Origin of the sequence: Dyella sp. 2HG41-7, from assembly GCF_021390675.1 — a bacterium.
GTDB lineage: Bacteria > Pseudomonadota > Gammaproteobacteria > Xanthomonadales > Rhodanobacteraceae > Dyella_B.
On record NZ_JAJEJV010000004.1, the window covers coordinates 3,752,808 to 3,773,875 of the forward strand.

At 62.0% G+C, this 21,068-nt stretch carries 19 protein-coding genes; 6 read left to right on the forward strand and 13 right to left on the reverse strand.

The window, feature by feature from the left end; all coding sequences use genetic code 11:
* Positions 1–18: 18 nt before the first annotated feature.
* The 13 genes from L0U79_RS18505 to L0U79_RS18565 all read right to left on the reverse strand — a co-directional run bounded on the left by L0U79_RS18505 (position 19) and on the right by L0U79_RS18565 (position 14,475).
* Positions 19–618: a DUF4126 domain-containing protein gene (locus L0U79_RS18505; RefSeq protein ID WP_233843694.1), complete on the reverse strand. Its 600-nt coding sequence runs from the start codon at positions 616–618 to the stop codon at positions 19–21.
* 253 nt (positions 619–871) lie between these two features.
* On the reverse strand, positions 872–3,172 hold the full coding sequence (locus tag L0U79_RS18510) for a carboxy terminal-processing peptidase (protein WP_233843695.1): 2,301 nt from the start codon (positions 3,170–3,172) through the stop codon (positions 872–874).
* Positions 3,173–3,182: 10 nt separating this feature from the next.
* Positions 3,183–4,190: a lipoyl synthase gene (gene lipA / locus L0U79_RS18515; RefSeq protein WP_233843696.1), complete on the reverse strand. Its 1,008-nt coding sequence runs from the start codon at positions 4,188–4,190 to the stop codon at positions 3,183–3,185.
* Between the two features lie 8 nt (positions 4,191–4,198).
* On the reverse strand, positions 4,199–4,867 hold the full coding sequence (gene lipB / locus L0U79_RS18520; protein ID WP_233843697.1) for a lipoyl(octanoyl) transferase LipB: 669 nt from the start codon (positions 4,865–4,867) through the stop codon (positions 4,199–4,201).
* Positions 4,868–5,051: 184 nt separating this feature from the next.
* The gene (locus tag L0U79_RS18525; protein WP_233843698.1) at positions 5,052–5,342 is read right to left on the reverse strand and encodes a DUF493 family protein; all 291 of its coding nucleotides are present in this window, start codon (positions 5,340–5,342) and stop codon (positions 5,052–5,054) included.
* 31 nt (positions 5,343–5,373) lie between these two features.
* Positions 5,374–6,603, reverse strand: a complete 1,230-nt coding sequence (locus tag L0U79_RS18530; protein WP_233843699.1) for a D-alanyl-D-alanine carboxypeptidase family protein — start codon at positions 6,601–6,603, stop codon at positions 5,374–5,376.
* 157 nt (positions 6,604–6,760) lie between these two features.
* Positions 6,761–7,711 carry a septal ring lytic transglycosylase RlpA family protein gene (locus L0U79_RS18535; RefSeq protein ID WP_233843700.1) on the reverse strand — a complete coding sequence of 317 codons (951 nt, stop codon included), beginning with the start codon at positions 7,709–7,711 and terminating at the stop codon, positions 6,761–6,763.
* The gene (gene mltB, locus L0U79_RS18540; protein WP_233843701.1) at positions 7,708–8,697 is read right to left on the reverse strand and encodes a lytic murein transglycosylase B; all 990 of its coding nucleotides are present in this window, start codon (positions 8,695–8,697) and stop codon (positions 7,708–7,710) included. The genes L0U79_RS18535 and mltB overlap by 4 nt, the downstream gene beginning before the upstream one ends.
* Positions 8,698–8,776: 79 nt before the next feature.
* Positions 8,777–9,892, reverse strand: a complete 1,116-nt coding sequence (rodA, locus tag L0U79_RS18545) for a rod shape-determining protein RodA (RefSeq protein ID WP_233843946.1) — start codon at positions 9,890–9,892, stop codon at positions 8,777–8,779.
* Positions 9,892–11,898 carry a penicillin-binding protein 2 gene (gene mrdA, locus L0U79_RS18550; protein WP_233843702.1) on the reverse strand — a complete coding sequence of 669 codons (2,007 nt, stop codon included), beginning with the start codon at positions 11,896–11,898 and terminating at the stop codon, positions 9,892–9,894. Before mrdA ends, rodA begins: the two co-directional genes overlap by 1 nt.
* 43 nt (positions 11,899–11,941) lie before the next feature.
* The gene (gene mreD / locus L0U79_RS18555) at positions 11,942–12,430 is read right to left on the reverse strand and encodes a rod shape-determining protein MreD (protein ID WP_233843703.1); all 489 of its coding nucleotides are present in this window, start codon (positions 12,428–12,430) and stop codon (positions 11,942–11,944) included.
* Positions 12,427–13,407 carry a rod shape-determining protein MreC gene (mreC, locus tag L0U79_RS18560; protein ID WP_233843704.1) on the reverse strand — a complete coding sequence of 327 codons (981 nt, stop codon included), beginning with the start codon at positions 13,405–13,407 and terminating at the stop codon, positions 12,427–12,429. The genes mreD and mreC overlap by 4 nt, the downstream gene beginning before the upstream one ends.
* 21 nt (positions 13,408–13,428) lie before the next feature.
* Complete coding sequence (locus tag L0U79_RS18565) at positions 13,429–14,475, reverse strand: rod shape-determining protein (RefSeq protein WP_233843705.1); 1,047 nt, start codon at positions 14,473–14,475, stop codon at positions 13,429–13,431.
* A 296-nt stretch (positions 14,476–14,771) separates the two neighbouring features.
* Between L0U79_RS18565 and L0U79_RS18570 the strand changes: the two genes are divergently transcribed.
* The 6 genes from L0U79_RS18570 (at position 14,772) to L0U79_RS18595 (ending at position 20,984) form a co-directional block, all read left to right on the forward strand.
* Positions 14,772–15,707, forward strand: a complete 936-nt coding sequence (locus tag L0U79_RS18570) for a carbohydrate kinase family protein (protein WP_233843706.1) — start codon at positions 14,772–14,774, stop codon at positions 15,705–15,707.
* A gap of 29 nt (positions 15,708–15,736) precedes the next feature.
* Positions 15,737–15,898 (forward strand): DUF1304 family protein, encoded by a 162-nt coding sequence (locus tag L0U79_RS18575; protein WP_233843707.1) that lies wholly within the window; start codon positions 15,737–15,739, stop codon positions 15,896–15,898.
* Between the two features lie 23 nt (positions 15,899–15,921).
* On the forward strand, positions 15,922–16,281 hold the full coding sequence (locus tag L0U79_RS18580; RefSeq protein ID WP_345778445.1) for a DUF1304 domain-containing protein: 360 nt from the start codon (positions 15,922–15,924) through the stop codon (positions 16,279–16,281).
* Positions 16,282–16,285: 4 nt separating this feature from the next.
* Positions 16,286–16,957: a M24 family metallopeptidase gene (locus tag L0U79_RS18585; protein ID WP_233843709.1), complete on the forward strand. Its 672-nt coding sequence runs from the start codon at positions 16,286–16,288 to the stop codon at positions 16,955–16,957.
* Positions 16,958–17,083: 126 nt separating this feature from the next.
* Positions 17,084–19,249: an elongation factor G gene (gene fusA / locus L0U79_RS18590; protein WP_233843710.1), complete on the forward strand. Its 2,166-nt coding sequence runs from the start codon at positions 17,084–17,086 to the stop codon at positions 19,247–19,249.
* Positions 19,250–19,382: 133 nt separating this feature from the next.
* Complete coding sequence (locus L0U79_RS18595; RefSeq protein WP_233843711.1) at positions 19,383–20,984, forward strand: peptide chain release factor 3; 1,602 nt, start codon at positions 19,383–19,385, stop codon at positions 20,982–20,984.
* Positions 20,985–21,068: the final 84 nt, after the last annotated feature.

A 21,068-nucleotide genomic window follows, 5' to 3' on the forward strand; every position in this document is an offset into this window, starting at 1 on the left:
GGGAGGGAGCGTTTCCGGCTAGGCAGGCGTTCCGTTGAATTTGCGTAGCTGCGCAAAGATCGCACGCCATCCGCGCACGATCTTCGGCAACAACCAGCAAATCAGCACGATAAACAGCGCCAGCAAAATCAGCAGCGCGAGCGGGTGTTGCCACATCAGGAAAAGAATCCCGAATAGCGAGATATCTTCGGTCGCGCTCGCGCCCCAATTGCTGAAGGGTTCGGGCGAGGTGTTGATCAATGCGCGCGTGCCCGATTTCGCCAGATGCGTGCCGGTGACCACCGCGCCGCCCAGCAAGGCCGCAGCAATCTGCTCGTCCGCGCCGGCGTTCTTGAACACGCCCCACGCGAGCATGGTGCCGACGGGAATGCGGATAAACGTATGGATGGAATCCCATACGCTGTCGAACACAGGAATCTTGTCGGCGAGAAATTCGCCGAGCGTCAGCACGCCGGACACGATCAGCACCCAGTTGTGGCTGAGCACTTCGAGGCCGGGAGGCAATGGCACATAACCCAAGCGTCCTAGCAGACCCGCGATAAAGAGCGTTGCGTAGAGACGGATGCCGCTAGCCCAGGCCAGGCCGCCAGCTAAGGCGAGGTTCGACAGCAGGTTCATAAGACCGTGACTCCTGTCGCGAGTTGGTTTACTTGCGCCATCCTCGCGCTAAATGGGTACTGTCATCCACCACTGCCGCAATCTTCCATTACTCGTCATCCCAGCGAAAGCTGGGATCCAGCGACTTTCAGATATCCAAAGACACTGGATCCCAGCTTTCGCTGGGATGACGGCTTTGGGAGATGGACCGCAAGTACCGACATAAAAAAAGCAGCGCCGGAGCGCTGCTTTTTTGTTCCAACGATGAGACCCATCAGTGAGTCGTCGACTCCGCCGGCGCAGGCGTGGACGACGCACCCGGCTCCACCGTCGGCGACGGCAGCGATGCTGGCGCGGTGGCGGCAGCGATCGACGGGGTCTCGCCTTGCTTGCCGCCATAAGGCAACACAGCGGCGGCGATCTTGGGATTGGCGTCGATCAAGCCGACCGCGTCGAATAGGACGTGCGCGGTTTCCTGCAGCTGCGGATCGGAGGCCTTCTTCGCGTCCGCCTGCTCCTGCAGTTCGCTCTTCAAGCTGCGCTCGTTCGGGTTGAGGCCGTCGTCGAGCTGGCTTTCCTGCTCGTCGGGGGACGTGTTGCCATCGATCGTCTTGTGACGCGCGCGGAAGTCCGCCTGCATGCCGTCGAGCTGTTTGCGTTCGGTTTCACGCTGCGCAAAGTTGAGCGAGATGCTGGTGCGGTCGGCGAGCTTCTTGTACTGCGTCAGTTCGTCGAGCATGAGCTGCCACGCCGGCGACTTGGCGACGCGGGCGTCATGCATCTGTTGCAGCTGCGGCAGGTAGGCCTTCATATCGGCGACGGGCTTGTAGTCGGCCGGCGCGATCTGCGTCCACGGCAAGGCGTTGTCGTAGGTGGACTCGCCGTAATCCTTGTCGTCGCCGTTGTTCGGATAGAGCAGATCCGGCGTGACGCCGTGCAACTGCGTCGAACCACCATTGATGCGGAAGAATTCCTGCACGGTCATCTTCAGCGCGCCGAAGTCCGACTTGCTGTCCGGGTCGGCTGCGAAACGGTTGAGATCGATCAGCGTCTGCACCGTGCCCTTGCCGAAGGTCTGCGTGCCGATCACCAGGCCGCGACCGTAATCCTGGATTGCCGCCGAGAAAATTTCGGATGCCGACGCCGTGCCGCGATTGACCAGCACCGCCAGCGGACCGCTCCAGGCCATGCCCGGATCGTCGTCGCCCTGCACCTGCACCTGGCCGCGCGCATCGCGCACCTGCACGACTGGACCCTTATCGATAAACAGGCCGGTGAGTTCGTTGGCTTCGTACAGCGAACCGCCGCCGTTGTTGCGCAGGTCGACTACGACGCCCTGCACGCCTTCGTTCTTCAGCTCGCCGAGCAACTTGGCGACGTCGCGCGTGGCGCTCTTGAAGTTCTTGTCGCCTTCGCTGCGTGCGCCGAAGTCGGAGTAGAACATCGGCAGCTCGATCACGCCGATCTTGCGCGTGACGCCGGCGTCGGTGATCTGAATCACTTTCTTCTTGGCGGCTTGTTCTTCGATGGTGACTTTCTTGCGCACCAAGGTGATGTCATCGTGCTTGCCGTCGGTGCCTTGATCGCCGGGCACCACTTCAAGACGCACGGTGGTGTCTTTCTTGCCGCGGATCAGATTGACGACATCGTCGATGCGCCAGCCGACCACGTCGGTATACGGACCGCTCGCGCCTTGACCCACGCCCATCACGTAGTCGCCCACATGCAGCTTGCCGGACTTGATCGCCGGACCGCCGGGAACGAGTTCGCGAATCACGGTGTAGTCGTCGCGCTGCTGAAGCACGGCGCCGATGCCTTCCAGCGACAGCTTCATCGAGATATCGAAGTTCTGCGCTTCGCGCGGACCCATGTAATCGGTATGCGGATCGGTGGAATTCGCATAGGCGGTCATAAAGGTTTGGAACGCGTCTTGACTATCGAGCTGCTTTACGCGATCGATGTAGTTGCTGTAGCGCTTGTCGAGCGTCTTGCGAATGTCGTCGTCGTTCTTGCCGGCAAGCTTCAGGCGCAGCCAGTCGTTCATGGTGCGCTTGCGCCACAGATCGTCCAGCTCGGCTTTGTCTTTGGGCCAATCGGCTTTCTTGCGGTCGACGACATAGCTGTCGTTGGTGTTGAAGTCGAAACCTTGCTTCAACAGACTGCGCGCATAGTTCATGCGGTCGACCGCGCGCAGAATGTACTGATTGAAGATGTCGAACGGGCCGCTGAGGTCCTTGTTCCAGATCGCGTTGCCGAACTTGTCCTTGTACTGCGCGAACTTGGCCATGTCTTCTTGCGTGAAGAAGACTTTTTCGCCGTCGAGCAGTTTGAAGTACAAGTTGTAGATCTTCTGCGACATCGCATCGTCGAGCGGCTGCGAGTCGTAGTGGAAGCGAGTGAGCAGATGCGCGGAAATCAGCGCGGCATTCGCTTCGTCGTTGGTCGACTGAAGCGGTAGCGTGGACTCTTTGCGCGGCTTGGACGCGCCCATATCAGCCGCCGATTGCGCGAAGGCCGGAGCCGCCACGCCAACGGCGATCATGAGTGCGAGCAGGGGACGAAAGCGAAAATTCATAGGTTTCTCTTCAGGCATGCTCGGTGACGCCGGCTGCGTGAGCCTGCAGATCGGCGTGATAGGAAGAACGGACCAGCGGACCGGAGGCGACGTGATGGAAACCCATCTCCTCGCCCGCGACGCGCAGCGCTTCGAATTCGTCCGGCGTCCAATAACGAACGACCGGATGATGATGCGGCGTGGGTTGCAGATACTGGCCGATGGTGATCATTTCGACGTCGTGCGCGCGCAAATCGCGCATGGTCTCGATCACCTGCTCGTAGGTTTCGCCCAGGCCCAGCATGATGCCGGACTTGGTGGGCACATCGGGATGCTGCGCTTTGAAGCGCTTGAGCAGATCCAGCGACCACTGATAATCGGCGCCCGGACGCACTTCGCGATACAGATGCGGCACGGTTTCCAGATTGTGGTTGAACACGTCCGGCGGGAATTCTTTCAACACTTCCAGCGCGCGTTCCATGCGGCCTTTGCCGCGAAAATCCGGCGTAAGGATTTCGATGCGAATGTTCGGGCTGGCATGACGCACGGCGCGAATGCACGCAGCGAAATGTTCGGCGCCGCCATCGCGTAAATCGTCGCGATCGACCGACGTGATCACCACGTACTTCAAGCGCATATCGTGAATGGTTTCAGCAAGGCGCGCCGGTTCCAGCGGATCGGGCGCGGCCGGACGGCCATGCGCCACATCGCAGAACGAGCAGCGACGCGTGCACACTTCACCGAGAATCATGAAGGTGGCGGTGCCTTTGCTGAAGCATTCGTGGATGTTCGGGCAGGAGGCTTCTTCGCACACGGTGACCAACGCGTTTTGACGCAAACGCGCTTTCAGCTGCTGCACGGCGTTGCCTTGCGGCAGACGCACGCGAATCCAGCTCGGCTTGCGCAGCGTGGGAACGTTGGTGTCGAAACCGGCGCGATTGAGCGAAATCTTGTCGCCGCCGAGTTGCTTCTCGACAGGCGCGCCGCTAACGACGCTGATCGGAATGGCTTTCGTGGATGATGCGCTGGTATCGCTCATGAAATAGCTCAGACCGCTACACGAGCGGGGAGTTCGGGGACCACGGGAGCGGCCGGTTCAGCCTCGAAACCGAACTGCCGGCAGAACTCGCCGATCAGCACCTCCTCGACCTCCGCCAACCGCGACGGACCGCCCAAGTCTAACACCTGCGTGACCGCCAGACCCTTGTAACCGCAAGGATTAATGCGGTGAAACGGTTCCAGATTCATGTTCACGTTGAAGGCCAAACCGTGAAAACTGCAGCCCCGGCGCACACGCAGGCCCAAGGCTGCCACCTTGGCGTCGCCTACGTAGACGCCCGGCGCGCCTTCGCGGCGTACGGCCTCGATATTCCAGTTCGCCAGCGTATTGATGATGGCCTGTTCGATGCCGCAGACGAGGTCGCGCACGCCCACACCAACTCGGCGCAGGTCGATCAACGGGTACGCCACGATCTGCCCGGGCCCGTGATAGGTCACCTGACCACCGCGATCCACCGGCACCACCGGAATCTCGCCGGGCGCCAAGACGTGTTCCATCTTGCCGGCCTGCCCCAGGGTGAAGACCGGATCGTGCTCCAGCACCCACAGTTCGTCGGTGGTCGACGCGGTGCGGTTATCGGTAAAGGCGCTCATCGCCCGCCACGTCGGCTCGTAGGGTTGACGGCCCAGACGGCGGATTTTCAGCGGAAGGGACATAAACGTGCAGGCCTGCGTGGGAATGGGGTCAATCTGTGGCCGCGGGCGATGGGATACAAGTGAAGGAAGTCGCGCTAACAGCGCCCCCTCCCCTTCGGGGAGAGGGCCGGGGTGAGGGGCCATTCTGGCCTCAGACACCCATCTTCACCTTTCCCCAAATAGAAAGGGGAAAGCCAAGCAGCGCTCAGAGCGTAAACCGAATATCCGGATCCGCCCGCAACGCCGCATGCGCGGCGTCGTACTGCTCGCGCGTTTCGCAGCGGAAGCTGACGGTGACGGAGAGGAAGTTGCCTTCGCGTGAATGCTTGTGCCGCACGGTTTCGTGCAGCACATGCAGGCCGATGCCTTCCAGAATTTCCGGCACCCGCGCTTTCAAATCCGCGCTGGCGTTGCCCATGGCGGTGATTTCGAACTCGCCGGGAAACTGAAAACCCTGGCCTTCCTGCTCCGCCTTGATTTCGCCCAGGTCTTTCATCGGCTTTCTCCGTTCACGTCGACAACATCGTTCACTTCTTGCCGCTACCGTGGAACCACAACAGGATGGTGTCCCACAGGCGCTTGAAGAAACCGCCTTGCGGCGCATCGTTCAGCGCGACCAACGGCACGTCCATGATCGCCTGGCCGTCTTCGGTAATGTGCAGCGTACCGACCTGCTGGCCTTTCTTGTAGGGCGCGATCAGCGTGGACGGAATGTCCATCGTCGCTTTGAGCTTGTCGTAGTCGCCGGTCTTCACGGTGACGAGAACGTCTTGCTGCACGCCGAGCGGCAGTGCGTTGTCTTCACCCTTCCACAGACGCGGCGTCGCCTGAGGCTTGCCCGCCTCGTAGAGCTTGTGCGTTTCGAAGAAGCGGAAGCCGTAGTTGAGCAGCGCCATCGCCGCATCGGCGCGACCTTTTTCGCTGCTCGAACCCATCACGATAGCGATCATGCGCTGGTCGCCGTGTTTGGCCGATGCATCCAGGCAGAAACCGGCGGCGGCAGTGTGGCCGGTCTTGACGCCGTCCACGGTCGGGTCGCGCCACAACAGCGTGTTGCGGTTGCCTTGCTTGATGCCGTTCCACTCGAACTCTTTGATCGCGGAGATCGCGTAGTCATCCGGGTAATCGTGGATCAAGGCGCGCGTGAGGATCGCGATGTCGTGCGCGGTGGTGAAGTGATCGTCCACCGGATAGCCCGACGCATTGACGAAGTGCGAATTCACCATGCCCAGCTGCTTGGCGTAGGCGTTCATCAAGCTCGCGAAGGTTTCCTCGGAGCCGGCGGTGTGCTCGGCCAGCGCAATGGCGGAGTCGTTGCCGGACTGGATGATCATGCCGTAGAGCAGATCCTTCAGCGGCACCTGGCTGTTGAGCTTGAGGAAGCTGGTGGAACCGTCCGTGCCTGCGCCGCCCGCACGCCATGCGTGCTCGCTGATGTTGACCTGGTCGGTGAGATGAATCTTGCCCGAAGCGATCTGCGCGGAGATCACGTAGTCGGTCATCACCTTGGTGATCGACGCCGGCTCGACGCGCACGTCGGGGTTTTTCGATGCGAGAACCTGGCCGGTGGCGTAATCCATCAGCACCCATGCTTTGGAATCGACATCCGGCGGCGGCGGCACCGGCACCTGCACGGCCGTCGGTGTCGGCGGCGGGTTCGGCACGGGCCTGGGCGGCGTCTGCTGTGCGGTGGCACTGACGCCGACGACCAACGCGGCGGCGGCAAGAATGTGCAGGGGGCGGCGGAACAGATTCATGGTGGGATTACATCCGTTTGCTAATTGCTCGGCGCTTGCGGCGCCACGACGTCGACGAAACATTTTGGACGGTCGGAAATCATCCGTCATGGATTTTTTCTGACGCGATGAGGCCGGCGTATGTCCAGCCCGGCTGCTCCCTACCTCGGAGCGGCGCTCAGTCTACCGCGACCTGCGGGTGAGGCAGACCCATGTGCTCGATCTTGGAACTCACCTGATCGGCGCTATCCACATCGCTCAGGGGACCCACCCGTACGCGATGCACCAGCCGACCGCCAATGGTCGCATCTTGCACCTGCACCGGAGCGAAATTGGCGACGCGCAGTTGCGCGGCCACGCGTTCGGCGTTCGCCTGGTCGGAGAACGCGCCGACTTGCAGATAAATGCTGGGCGCATGCGCGGGCGTGGCGGTGACGAGCGGTGGTGGCGGCGCCTCTTGCACGGGCGTCGGCGCGGAGGGATCGATGCCCTGCACTTCCACCAGTCCCGTGCCCTTGGGCCAGATGCCGATCTTTACCGCCGCGGCGTACGAGAGATCGATCACGCGATTCTCGTGGAACGGACCGCGATCGTTGATACGCACGACCACGCTCTTGCCGTTCTCCAGATTCGTCACACGCGCGTAGCTCGGCAACGGCAACACTTTGCTGGCGGCGGTGAATTTGTACATGTCGTAGTCTTCCAGGCTCGATGTTTTGTAGCCATGGAATTTCGAACCGTAGAACGACGCGATGCCGCGCTCGTCGTAACCGCGCGCGGAAGACAGCACCGAGTACGTGCGGCCCAACACGCTGTAGGGCGACTTATTGCCGTAGAGCGAACGCGGTTCCACCGTCGGCACCGGCTCCACCAACTTGCTGATGTCCGGCGGCGGACCGTCCGGGATGCTGTCGTGATCGTCGCGGTAACGACTGCTTTGCGGTCTGCTGGTGTCGTCGCGAAAACTGCCGGCACCGCTTCGACTCGATCCGCTGCCGCCGTACGACGACGACGATGATGATGATGATGACGATGAAGATGCAGAAGGACGCGTGCTGCGATGACCGCCGCATCCGACCAGTATCGACATGATCGCAAGCAGACACGGCAGGCGCCAAAGCGTCTTCATCGAGCGGCCTTCTCCTGATCGTTGACGCCGTCCACGATCGCCTGCGCCAATTGATGCACGGCCATGGCGTACATCGGACTGCGGTTGTAGCGGGTGATCACGTAGAAGTTCTGGAACGTGTACCAGTATTCCTTGGTGTTCGCACCTTGAAACGTCTGCAAGCTGCTCATCGCGCCGGGATCCAAATGCTGCACGGGCGCATAGCCCCAGGCTTCCAGTTGCTCGATGGTCCACTGCGGGGTGGAGTCTTTCACCGTGAGCTGTTTGGCTGCCGCGTCAGGCTGCGCGCGCGCGGCGACCGGCGCGCCGGCGACCCAGCCGTGCTTGGCGAAATAGTTGGCCACGCTGCCAAGAATATCCGGCAGCGAGTTTTGCAAATCGATGCGACCATCGCCGTCTTCGTCCACGGCAAAATCGCGGATGCTGCTGGGCATAAACTGCCCCCAGCCTTGCGCACCCGCGTAGGAGCCATTGAGCGTATCGACAGGACCGGCGAGCTGGCTATCGGGCAGCTCCAACAAGGTCTTCAGCTCGCTGCGAAAAAACGCGGCGCGCGGCGGGTAATACAGACCGAGCGTCACCAGCGCGTCGAGCACCTTGTACTTGCCGGTGTTGCGGCCGTAGAAGGTTTCCACGCCGAGAATCGCCACGATGTACTGCGGCGCGACGCCGTACTTCGCGCCGATCTTTTCCAGCAAGGCTTGATGATCGCGATAGAACGCAACGCCCGCGTCGATGCGCGCCTGCGTCATGAAAATCTGGCGGTAGTCGCTCCACGGTTTCGCCTCGGCGGGGCGGTTCATCGCGTCGATGATGGTTTGCTGCCGCTGCGCGTTGTCGAGCAGAGCGTTCAACGCGGCCGGGGTCTTACCTGTGTCGTGAGCGACTTCGCTCACCAATTGGGCTTGGCCGGGATGCTCGGCCCAGGCCGCAGCGGGTGCGGCGAAGCACAGCGCTGCGAGCACGAAAAATGTTGTTCTTGTCATGGCGACGGAGCGTAGCACGCAGAAGCGATCAACTCCTTCTCCCGCTTAAATAAGGAGAAGACACGCACCGGACGCCGTTTCAGTCGTGAACTTTGCGGTTGGCGTGGATCGACATCAGCACGCCGAAACCCACCAGCAACGACACCGCCGACGTACCGCCGTAGCTGACCATCGGCATCGGCACGCCCACCACCGGCAACAACCCGGCCACCATGCCGCCGTTGACGAACACGTAGACGAAAAAGCTCATACCGATGGCGCCGGCCAGCAAGCGCGAATAGGTGTCTTTCGCTTCCATCGCGATCCACAGGCAGCGACCGATGATAAAGGCGTAGAGCACCAGGATCGCGCACACGCCGATCAAGCCGAACTCTTCGCAGAACACCGCGAAGATAAAGTCCGTGGTGTGCTCGGGCAGAAAATCCAGACGCGATTGCGTGCCCTGCTCGAAGCCCTTGCCGAACACGCCGCCCGAACCCACCGCGATCTGCGATTGGATGATGTGCCAGCCGTTACCGAGCGGATCGGATTCCGGATTGAGCATGGTCAGGATGCGATCGCGCTGATACTGATGCATGAAGTGCCACGCGATCGGCACCAAGCCCGCCGCGCCCGCCAGCAACAGGCCGATGCGCCACCACGCCATGCCCGAAAGAAACAACGCGAACGCGCCGGCCGCCGACACCAGCAACGCGGTGCCGAGATCGGGCTGCTTGGCGATCAATCCGGCCGGCACGGCGATCATCACGCCGACGACGATGATGTCCTTCCAATGCGGCGGAAGCTGGCGCGGATGCAGGTACCACGCCACCATCATCGGCATGGTCAGCTTCATCAGTTCGGACGGCTGAAAGCGCATGATGCCCAGATTGAGCCAGCGATCCGCACCGCGACCCTCGCCGAGCACCGCCACCACCAAGAGCAACATCACACTGCCGATATAGAGCCACGGCGTCCATTTGCGCAGCACCAACGGCGGTATGCGCGACATCACCAGAATAAGCGCGCCGCCCAGTGCGAAACGCGCGGCCTGTCCGATAACGAGCGAAAGGCTGCCGTCGCCGGCGCTGTACAACGTCACCAAGCCCACACAGCACAAGATCAGCAACGCGAACGCCAACGGCAGATCGATACGTGGACGCGTCCATAGGCGTCGGAAAAAGCGATGCAGACGAAAGTTCAAGGTATCGAGGATCATTGCGTGTCGCCCCCTGCGCTGGAGCTGTCGGTCGCTGGCGCATCCTCTTGCGGCAAATCTTCAGGCCGCGACGCCGCGGACGAGGATGCCGCAACGCCCGACTCCGGCAACGGCGTGTTCGGCGGCACCGCGCCGCCTTGCGCGGCAAGCCACGCATCGAGAATCTTGCGCGCGATGGGACCGGCGTCCTTGGCGCCCCATGCACCAGCTTCCAACACGACCGCCACCGCAATGCGCGGATTTTCGGCCGGCGTAAACGCTTCGAACCACGCGCGATGGCGCGCGGCCAGATACGCCGTGTTCTTGTCTTCGTTGTAGGCGTCGGTTTTGCGCGAGAAGCGTTCGGCGGTACCGCTCTTGCCGGCGATGCGATACGGGAAACCGTCACCCAACTTCGTGCCGAAGCCCGTGGAGGTCGGATCGTTGCTGTAGATCACCAGCTGCATGCCTTCGTTCACCGCTTCCCAATCTTTGATGTTCTTGATCAGGGACGGACCGGTGGGCGGATTGAGCAGCGGCGATGGCGACTTGCCGACATCCGCCGTCGACATCACCACATGCGGCGCATACGGCACGCCACGACCGGCGAACGTCGCCAGCGCGTGCGAGAGTTGCATGGCGGTGACCGACCAATAGCCCTGGCCGATGCCGGTAATCACCGTTTCGCCCGGATACCAGTTGCGCTCCTTCGGTGAATGTTTGGCCTTCCATTCGCGCGACGGCAGAATGCCCGCTGCCTCGCCCGGCAAATCGACGCCGCTGGGATGCCCGAAGCCGTAGCTGCCCATAAACGCGCTGACGCGATCGATGCCCAGATCCAACGCAAGCTTGTAGAAGTACGTGTTGACGGACGCGTAGATCGCTTTGTAAAGATTCGTCGTGCCGACGCCGCCGCGTTGATCGTCGCGATAACCGCGCGCCTGACCCGGAATGTAGAACACACCGGTCGAAAGCACCGAGTCCTGCGGCGTGCGAACACCGTATTCCAAACCGGCCAGCGCCATAAATGGCTTGACCGTCGAACCGGGTGGATACGCGCCGCGCAACGCGCGATTGAGCAACGGCTTGTCCGTCGCCGTCATCAACGATGAGTAATCGGCGGAGCTAATACCGTTGACGAACAAGTTCGGATCGAACGACGGCACGCTCACCATCGCAAGCACCTGGCCATTGCGCGGGTCGATCGCCACTGCCGCGCCGGGGCGACCTTCGAACGCATCTTGCGCGGCCTTCTGAATGCGCGCATCGATGCTCAGATACAAATTTTTGCCCGGCGTGGGCGGATCGGTTTTCAGCACGCGCTGAATGCGACCGTCCGCATTCACTTCGTCCAGCTCGTAACCGGGCGAGCCATGCAGCATGTCTTCGTACGAGCGCTCCACGCCGATGCGGCCGATATGCGTGGTGCCCTTGTAGCGATCCGGATCGAGGTTTTCCAGATCGTCCGCGTCGATGCGGCTGACGTAACCCACGACATGCGCAAACATCGAGCCCAGCGGATATTGACGCGTGAGATACGGCACCACATCCACGCCCGGAAACCGCCAGCGATTCACGTCGAAGCGCGCGATGTCGTCTTCCGTCAGATGCATCTTCAACGGCACGTTGTCGAAGCGCCGCGATTGCCGCAGCTGTTTGCGAAACGCGTCGAGATCGTCCGGATCCAGCGGCACGACTTTGCCCAGATCGGCGAGCAAACGATTCATGTCGTGCACTTGCTCGGGCACCACTTCCAGGCGGAACGCGGGCACGTTGTCGGCGAGCAAGATGCCGTTGCGGTCGTAGATCAAACCGCGTGCAGGAGGGATCGCGCGCGGCTTCACGCTGTTGTTGACCGAGCGCAGCGCGAACTCGTCGTGATGCAGCACCTGCAGAAACACGTAGCGCCCCACCAACGCGCACAGACCGAGCAGGATCAGCGCGAACCCCGCGAAGGCGCGACGCCGAAACAGTTCGGCTTCGCCACGCGTGTCTTTGAAGCGACGGCGGATCAGCTTCGGCATATCGCCTCCGCATCGAATCCGCGCAGCTTTGTCTGTACACCGATCATTGCAAGCGCAACCGCATCCGCAGATCGTCGAGCAACAGGAACAAGAACGGCCACAACGCCGCACTGATAAACGGCGAGGCCCACCACAACGCAGGCGGCGTCGCTTCGCCGGCAAACGCGCGCACGATCAGCAACAAGAACCGATCGTTGAGCAACAGCGCCAACACCGCCGCCGTTTGTTGCCACATCGGGAAAAAGCGCAACCGCGAACGGAATCGCAGCGCGATAAACGCCAGCACGCACAAACGCAACGCCTGTTCGCCCAGCAATACACCCGACAGCAGATCCGCGCAAACGCCGAACACGAAGGCGAGTCCCAACGTCACGCGCAACTCGCCCGATTCAAGCGCCCAGTACAACAACACCAAGGCCGGCCAGTACGGCTTGAACGGGTCAAGTACATGCGGCAGCGGCACGAGCATCAACAACAACGCCGCCACCAGCGTGCCGACGAACCACCAAAAGGAAAGTCGCTGGCGGCTCATGGCTGCGTCGCTCCCGTCGGTTTGGCGGACGACGTTGCGGCCGACGCGGGCACGCGCGGCGCGGTGGACGCCGGCGCAGGCGCTTCGTTCGACGGCGGGCCGGCCGGCGACGCGGGCGGCGGCGGTCCGGCCGGTTCGGCCAGATCGTGCAGCACCAGCACCTCGTCGGTGCGATCCAGGTCGGCGCTTGGCAGCGCATGCGCTTCCAGAAACATGCCGGTCGGCGCGGGGCCTACGCTTTGAATCTCGCCAACGGGGAAACCCTGCGGGAAACGGCCGCCGAGTCCGGAGGTGAGCAATTTGTCGCCCGCATGCACATCCGCGGCCATCGGAATGTTCGGCAAGGTGAGTTGATCGCCATTGCGCGAGCCATAGGCCACGGTGCGCAATCCCGTGCGTTGAACGACCACGGGCAACGCGTGATCGGGATCGGTCACCAACATCACCGTGGCGGAATTAGGCAGCACATCGACAATCTGACCGACCACGCCGCGCGCGTCGATCACCGGTTGCCCCGCCTTGATGCCGTCGCGCGCACCCAGGTTGATCATCATGCGATGCCGGTAAGCGCCCAAATCCACGCCGATCACACGCGCAAGCTGCACATGCAATTCCAGACTGCGTTGCGTGTCGAGCAGTTCCTTCAAGCGCGCATTTTGTTCGGCCACCGCCGCCATGCGGTTGAGCTTGGCGTTGGCGAGCAGCAAGTCTTCGCGCAGACGCTGATTCTGTTCGGTGAGCATGCGCCGGTCGGCGAACGCAACGCCGAGCGCATGCATACCGTCGGCCGGCAGGCTCGCCAATCGATACACGGGGTCGACCACGATCGCCGTGGCGTAGCGCAGGCGCCACAACCATCCGTTGCGATGGTCCAGCACCATCAGCACCATGGCGAGCGCAAGATAGAAGATCAGCCGCAGTGTGCCTGCGGCTGTTCCAGCGAACAGAGGCGAGGATTCCTCGCGCGAGAGCGGCATGACCTACCCCCGGGCTGCGAATTATTCGGGAGCGAAGAAATCGCTGCCGTGCTGATCGATCAGCTCCAGCGCCTTGCCGCCGCCACGCGCGACGCAGGTGAGCGGATCGTCCGCCACTTGCACGTGCAGGCCGGTTTCTTCGGAAAGCAGACGATCCAGATCGCGCAGCAGCGCGCCGCCGCCGGTGAGCACGATGCCGCGCTCGGCCACGTCGGAACACAGTTCCGGCGGGGTTTGTTCCAGCGCCGACTTCACCGCCGCCACGATGCCGGCGAGCGGCTCGTGCAGGGCTTCCAGAATCTCGTTGGAGTTGACCGTGAACATGCGCGGCACGCCTTCGGCCAGATTGCGGCCGGAGATTTCGATCTCGCGCACCTGGCTCTGCGGGAACGCGCAGCCGATTTCCAGCTTGATGCGCTCGGCGGTGGATTCGCCGATCAGCGTGCCGTGGTTGCGGCGCACGTAATTGATGATGGCTTCGTCGAAGCGATCGCCGCCTACGCGCACGGACTGCGAGTAGACGATACCGTTCAGCGAGATCACGGCCACTTCGGACGTACCGCCGCCGATATCCAACACCATCGAGCCGCGCGCTTCATGCACCGGGATGCCGGCGCCGATGGCGGCCGCCATGGGCTCTTCGATCAGGAACACGTCGCGGGCGCCGGCGCCTTCAGCCGATTCCTTGATGGCGCGGCGCTCCACCTGGGTGGAACCGCAGGGCACACACACCAGTACGCGCGGGCTGGGACGCAGCAGACGCGAGCGGTGCACCTGACGAATGAAGTGCTGCAGCATCGCCTCGGTCATGGTGAAGTCGGCGATCACGCCGTCCTTCATCGGGCGAACGGTGGCGATATTGCCCGGCGTACGGCCGAGCATGCGCTTGGCTTCGCCGCCCACGGCCGCCACGGTGCGGGGACCGCCGGGACCACGGTCCTGGCGAATCGCCACGACGGAAGGTTCGTTCAGGACGATGCCCTGGCCACGCACATATATGAGCGTATTGGCAGTGCCAAGGTCGATGGATACATCGTTGGAAAACATCCCGCGAAACTTCTTGAACATGGGTCCGCCGCGCGTCGACTCTGGCTAAAAAGTAAGCGCGCCAGTCTAGTCAGCAAATGCCTCGACCGCAAGGACACAATGTTAAAAAATGGCTTGTTTTTGCGGGAAGTTTGAGGGCGGCGACACAAATAGAGAACGTGATCTTGTCGGCGGCATGCTCAGCCCGAAGGCTGGACCACCCTTTTTGAGGCAAGAATTCGGCCTTTTCCTGCTATAGGCGCACCGGCTACCATCTAAGGTTTGCCGCCGCACGACTCCCGTCGGGCCCAGCCAACCTTTTCGGATCGCACCCCATTATGTCTGCCGTCATCTGCGGATCGTTTGCCTACGACACCATCATGGTGTTCCAGGATCAGTTCAAGAATCACATCATTCCTGACCAGGTCCATATCCTGAACGTGTCGTTCCTGGTGCCGGCCATGCGCCGCGAATTCGGCGGCTGCGCGGGCAATATCGCCTATAACTTGAAGCTGCTCGGTGGCGATCCGCTGCCGGTGGCCGCGGTGGGCCAGGATTTCGCGCCCTATCGCGAGCATCTGGAACGCTGCGGCATCCGCATGGACGGCATCCGCGTGTTCGACGATCAGTTCACGCCGCAGTGTTTCATCACCACCGACCTGGACAACAACCAGATCACCGCCTTCCATCCCGGCGCCATGTCCAGCGCGCACGCCAATCATGTGCGCAACATCCCCGACGTGAGCTTCGGCATCGTCGCGCCGGACGGCCGCGACGCGATGCTGCAGCACGTGGATGAGTTTGCCGCGCGCGGCGTGCCGTTCGTGTTCGATCCCGGTCAGGCCATGCCGCTGTTCAACGGCGACGAATTCCGTTCGATGATCGACAAAGCGACCTACGTGATCGTCAACGACTACGAATCCCAGCTGTTGCAGCAGCGCACGGGCTGGAGCGCGGCGGAAATCGCTTCGCGCGTGAAGGCTTATATCGTGACGCTGGGTCCGCGCGGTTCGCTGATCCATGCCAACGGCACCACGCATGAGATTCCGCCCGCGCGCGAACGCCAAGTGGTGGACCCCACCGGCTGCGGCGACGCTTATCGCGCCGGCCTCATCTTCGGCATCATGAAAGGCATGGATTGGCCGACCATCGGCCGCATGTCCTCGCTGATGGGCGCGCTGAAAGTGGAGCATCCGGGCACGCAGAATCAGCGTTTCACCTACGCCGAATTCGCCGCGCAGTTCCAAGAACAGTTCGGCTACGCGCTGAGCTGACCGGCTACTTCGGAGATCGCACCGTGCCCATGCTCGCCAACCTCGTGGTCGCCATCATCGCGCTGATGCACGTGTGGTTTCTGATCCTGGAGATGGTGCTGTGGGACAAGCCCACAGGCCGGCGTGCGTTCGGTACCTCCGCCGAATTCGCCGCGCAGTTCCAAGAACAGTTCGGCTACGCGCTGAGCTGACCGGCTACTTCGGAGATCGCACCGTGCCCATGCTCGCCAACCTCGTGGTCGCCATCATCGCGCTGATGCACGTGTGGTTTCTGATCCTGGAGATGGTGCTGTGGGACAAGCCCACAGGCCGGCGTGCGTTCGGTACCTCCGCCGAATACGCCGCGCAAACCAAGGTGCTGGCGGCGAATCAGGGGCTTTACAACGGTTTTCTTGCGGCCGGCCTGATCTGGGGCTTGGTGCTTGGCGGTGCGGAAGGCACGCATGTAAAGCTCTTTTTCCTTGTCTGCGTGCTGGTGGCCGGCCTCTACGGCGGCTTTACCGCAACGCGCAAGGTGCTGTGGATCCAAGGGCTGCCGGCGCTCGTCGGCATCGCCCTCGTGCTGGCGGCGTAAGCGCGTGTCCGAGCGCGACCGCGAAGCCGTCGGCCAGCGATTCGACCTCGCGTCGATGCAACGCGCGCGCGCCTTGAGCTGGACCGCGCTGGAACGCATTCGCGAGCATATGCGGCCCGGGATCAGCGAAAGCGAGGCCCGCGCGCACGCCACCCGGATATTCGGCGGACTGGGCATGGAGCGGCTGTGGCATCCGCCGATCGTCCGCATCGGCGTGAATACCACCCGGACCTACCGCGAACCGTCCGTGCCGGACGTGCGATTGGGCGAAAACGACATCTATTTCCTCGATTTGGGCCTGGTTTTCGACGGCCACGAGGGCGATGTGGGCGATACCTTCGTGGTCGGCCATGCGCCGGAACGGCTGGCCTGCGCCCAGGCGGCGCGCGAGCTGTTCCAGGATGTGGCCCGAAAATGGGGGACTGAGGGCTGGAGCGGTCGTACGTTGTATCATTACGCCCAAGAGCGCGCCGAGGCGATGGGTTGGCGTTTCAACCACGCCATCAAAGGCCATCGCGTTAGCGATTTTCCGCACTCGGTGCACAAGGGCGGCGATCTGGGCGACTTCGAACACAAGCCTTCCCAGGGCCTGTGGATACTCGAAATCCAGATTGCGCACCCGACCGAACCGTACGGCGCCTTCTTCGAAGATTTACTGGTCGAGCCGGCGCACTGAAGGTGCCCGACCTGGCAACGCTGATTACACATTCGAGACGTACGCTGCGGACTTAAGGTCCAACCGCCAACTCTCTGCGACAACGATTTCCACTACGACAACGACTTCTACTACGGAACCAACGCTGTGGCCCGCCAAAAACCCCTAAACCTCTATCGCAACATCGGCATCATCGCGCACATCGACGCCGGTAAGACCACCACGACCGAGCGCGTGCTCTACTACACCGGTAAGAAGCACCAGATCGTCGACGTGCACGACACGAAAGACGGTAAGGGCTCCACCACCACCGACTATCTCGAGCAGGAACGCAAGCGCGGCATCACCATTCAGTCCGCCGCTGTGTCCACCGAGTGGAAGGGCCACCAGATCAACGTGATCGACACCCCAGGCCACGTGGACTTCACGATCGAAGTGAACCGCAGCTTGCGCGTGCTCGACGGCGCCGTGGTGGTATTCGACGGTGTGGCCGGCGTGGAACCGCAGACCGAAACCAACTGGCGTCTGGCCGACCAGTACAACGTGCCGCGCATGTGCTACATCAACAAGATGGACCGCATCGGCGCGAACTTTAAGCACGCCGTGGAAGGCATCAAGAATCGTCTCGGCGCCAACGCCCTGCTCTGCCAGGTGCCGCTGGGCAGCCACGACGAGTTCATCGGCATGGCCGATCTGGTCGCCGGCGAAGGTTATATCTGGCAGGGTCACGACAAGGACAGCAAGTGGGAAATCGTTCCGCTTGACCAAATTGCCAATCACCCGCAGGTGAAGGACTTCAGCTCCACCGCCGATAAGGAATGGGTGGCCGACCTCGCCAAGCTGCGCGAAGAAACCATCGAAAAAGCGCTGGAAATGGACGACGAAGCGTTCGACAAGCTGCTCAATGCCGGCGACGTCGAAACCTTCCTCAAGAGCGGCGACTTCAGCATGGAACTGCTGAAGAAGTGCATCCGCACCGGTTGCGTGCAGGGCAAGCTGGTGCCGGTGTTCTGCGGCTCCTCCTACCGCAACAAGGGCGTGCAGCAGCTGCTCGACGGCGTGGTCGACTACATGCCGTTCCCGGGCGAAAACGGCGGCATCGGCCTGGTGGACGAAGACGGTAACGTCGTCGGCGAACAGGGCGTGGTCGACGACGCTCCGGCGCGCGCGCTCGCGTTCAAAGTGATCAACGACCAGTTCGGCACGCTCACCTTCTGCCGCATCTATTCGGGCGTGATCAAGAAGGGCGACACGCTGCAGAACGTCACGCGCGGCAAGAAAGAACGCATCGGCCGCATCGTGGAAGTGCAGGCGAACGCCACCAAGGACATCGAAGAAGTGCGCGCCGGCGACATCTGCGCGTTCGTCTCGATGAAGGAAACCGAGACCGGTGACTCGCTCACCGATCCGCAGCATCCGGTGTTGCTGGAGCGCATGCGCTTCCCCGACCCTGTGATCAGCGTGGCCGTGGAACCGAAGAGCCGCAACGACATCGACAAGCTCTCCACCGCGCTCTACAAGATGGTGAAGGCCGATCCGTCGCTGCGCATGGAAGTGGACAAGGAAACCGGACAGACCGTGCTCAAGGGCATGGGCGAACTGCACTTGGAAATCACCATCGACCGCATGCGCACCGAGCTCGGCGTCGAGGCGAACATGGGCAAGCCCAAGGTCAGCTTCCGCGAAGCATTCGGCCAGACCGTCGAACACACCTACACGCACAAGAAGCAGTCCGGCGGTTCGGGCCAGTTCGCCGAAGTGAAGATGATCTTCGAACCGGGCGAACCGGGCAGCGGCGTGGTGTTTGCCGATGAAATCGTCGGCGGTCGCGTGCCGCGCGAATACATCCCGGCCGTCGAGCACGCTATCACGGTGGAATCGCGTCAGGGCCAAGTCGCCGGCTACGAAGTGCTGGATTTCAAGGCACGCCTCGTCGACGGCAAGTACCACGACGTGGACTCCTCCGCGCTCGCGTTCGAAATCGCCGGTCGCGCCTGCTTCCGCGAAGCGCAGCGCATGTCCAAGCCCAAGCTGCTCGAGCCGGTGATGAAGCTCGAAGTGGTGACCGAAGCCGACTACCTCGGCGACGTGATCGGCGATATCAACCGTCGTCGCGGCTCGATCAGCGAACAGGGCCAGAAGGGCACCAACGCGTTCGTGCAGGGCTTTGTGCCGCTCGCCGAAATGTTCGGCTACATCAACTTCCTGCGCTCGGCCACCAGCGGCCGCGGCACCTTCACGATGATCTTCGATCATTACGAAGAAGTGCCGGCGAGCATGGTTGCGAAGTTGATGGAGAAGGAAGCGAAGTAAGCCTTCGTTTCATGCTTCAGAAAAAAAGTCCGGGAGCGATCCCGGGCTTTTTTTTCGACTATTGCTGCGGTCGGCGCAGCCAGACGCAATCCAAGCTAAAATAAAGGGTTCGCGCCTCCTTCGACGCCCTGCCATGTCCGCTCATCTCCAAGAAACCCACCGCCGCCGCACCTTCGCCATCGTCAGCCACCCTGACGCGGGCAAAACCACGTTGACGGAAAAACTGCTGCTGTTCGGCGGCGCGATCCAGATGGCCGGTTCGGTGAAAGGCCGCAAGGCGGCGCGTCACGCCACCTCGGACTGGATGGCGTTGGAAAAAGAGCGCGGCATTTCGGTCACCTCGTCGGTGATGCAGTTCCCGTACGAAGGCAAGATCGTCAACCTGCTCGACACGCCAGGCCACGCGGACTTCTCCGAAGACACCTACCGCGTACTTACCGCCGTGGACTCGGCGTTGATGGTGATCGACTGCGCGAAGGGCGTGGAAGAGCGCACGATCAAGCTGATGGAAGTGTGCCGCCTGCGCGACACGCCGATCATGACCTTTATTAACAAGCTCGACCGCGAAGGCCGCTCGCCTATCGAATTGCTGGACGAAGTGGAATCCGTGCTCGGCATAGCGTGTGCGCCGCTGACGTGGCCGATCGGCATGGGCAAGCGCTTGAAGGGCGTGTATCACATGTTGCTCGACGAAGTGCATGTGTTCGAACAGGGCAAGAATTTCACGCGCCAGGATTCGACCATCTTCAAAGGACTCGATGCCCCCGGCCTGGAAGCGGCCATCGGCGCCGAAGCCTTGAACGAATTGCGCGAAGAGCTCGAACTCGTGCAAGGCGCATCGCATGCCTTCGAGATCGACAAATACCTCGCCGGCAAGCTCACGCCCGTGTTCTTCGGTTCGGCCGTGAACAACTTCGGCGTGCAACTGCTGCTGGATTTCTTCGTCGAGCACGCACCGGCGCCGCGTTCGCGCAATACGCTCGGTCGCGAAGTAAAACCCGAAGAAGAAAAACTCACCGGCTTCGTGTTCAAGATCCAGGCGAACATGGACCCGGCGCATCGCGACCGCGTCGCGTTTATGCGCGTATGCTCCGGCACGTATACCGCCGGCATGAAGATGATGCAGACACGCACCAACAAAGAAATGCGCATCGCCAACGCGCTGACTTTTATGGCGAGCGATCGCGAAATCGTCGAGAGCGCGTATCCGGGCGACGTGATCGGCCTGCACAACCACGGCACCATCAGCATCGGCGATACGTTTACCGAAGGCGAAGCGATCAGCTTCACCGGCATTCCCAACTTCGCGCCGGAACTGTTCCGCCGCGCGCGCCTGCGCGATCCGTTGAAGATGAAAGCCCTGCAGAAAGGTCTGGCGCAGCTTTCCGAAGAAGGCGCCACACAGTTCTTCCGTCCGCTGATGAGCAACGATCTGATTCTTGGCGCGGTGGGCGTGCTGCAGTTCGACGTAGTCGCGTATCGGTTGAAAGACGAATACGGCGTCGACGCCACATTCGAACCCGTCGGCGTAGTGACGGCGCGCTGGGTGCACTGCGAGGACGCGAAAAAGCTCGAAGAATTCCGCGAGAAGAACATCATGAACCTCGCCATCGACGGCGCCGGCGAACTGGTTTATCTCGCCCCCTCTCGCGTGAACCTGCAACTGACCCAGGAACGCTCGCCCGCCGTGCGCTTCTCCGCCACCCGCGAGCACGCCGCTTCGGTCGAGATCTAAGCCGCAACGGCCGTTTTCACACAACCGTCATCCTTTTGCCGGGCAGTATCGCCCGGCAAAACATCTCGTTAATCTGACGCCACG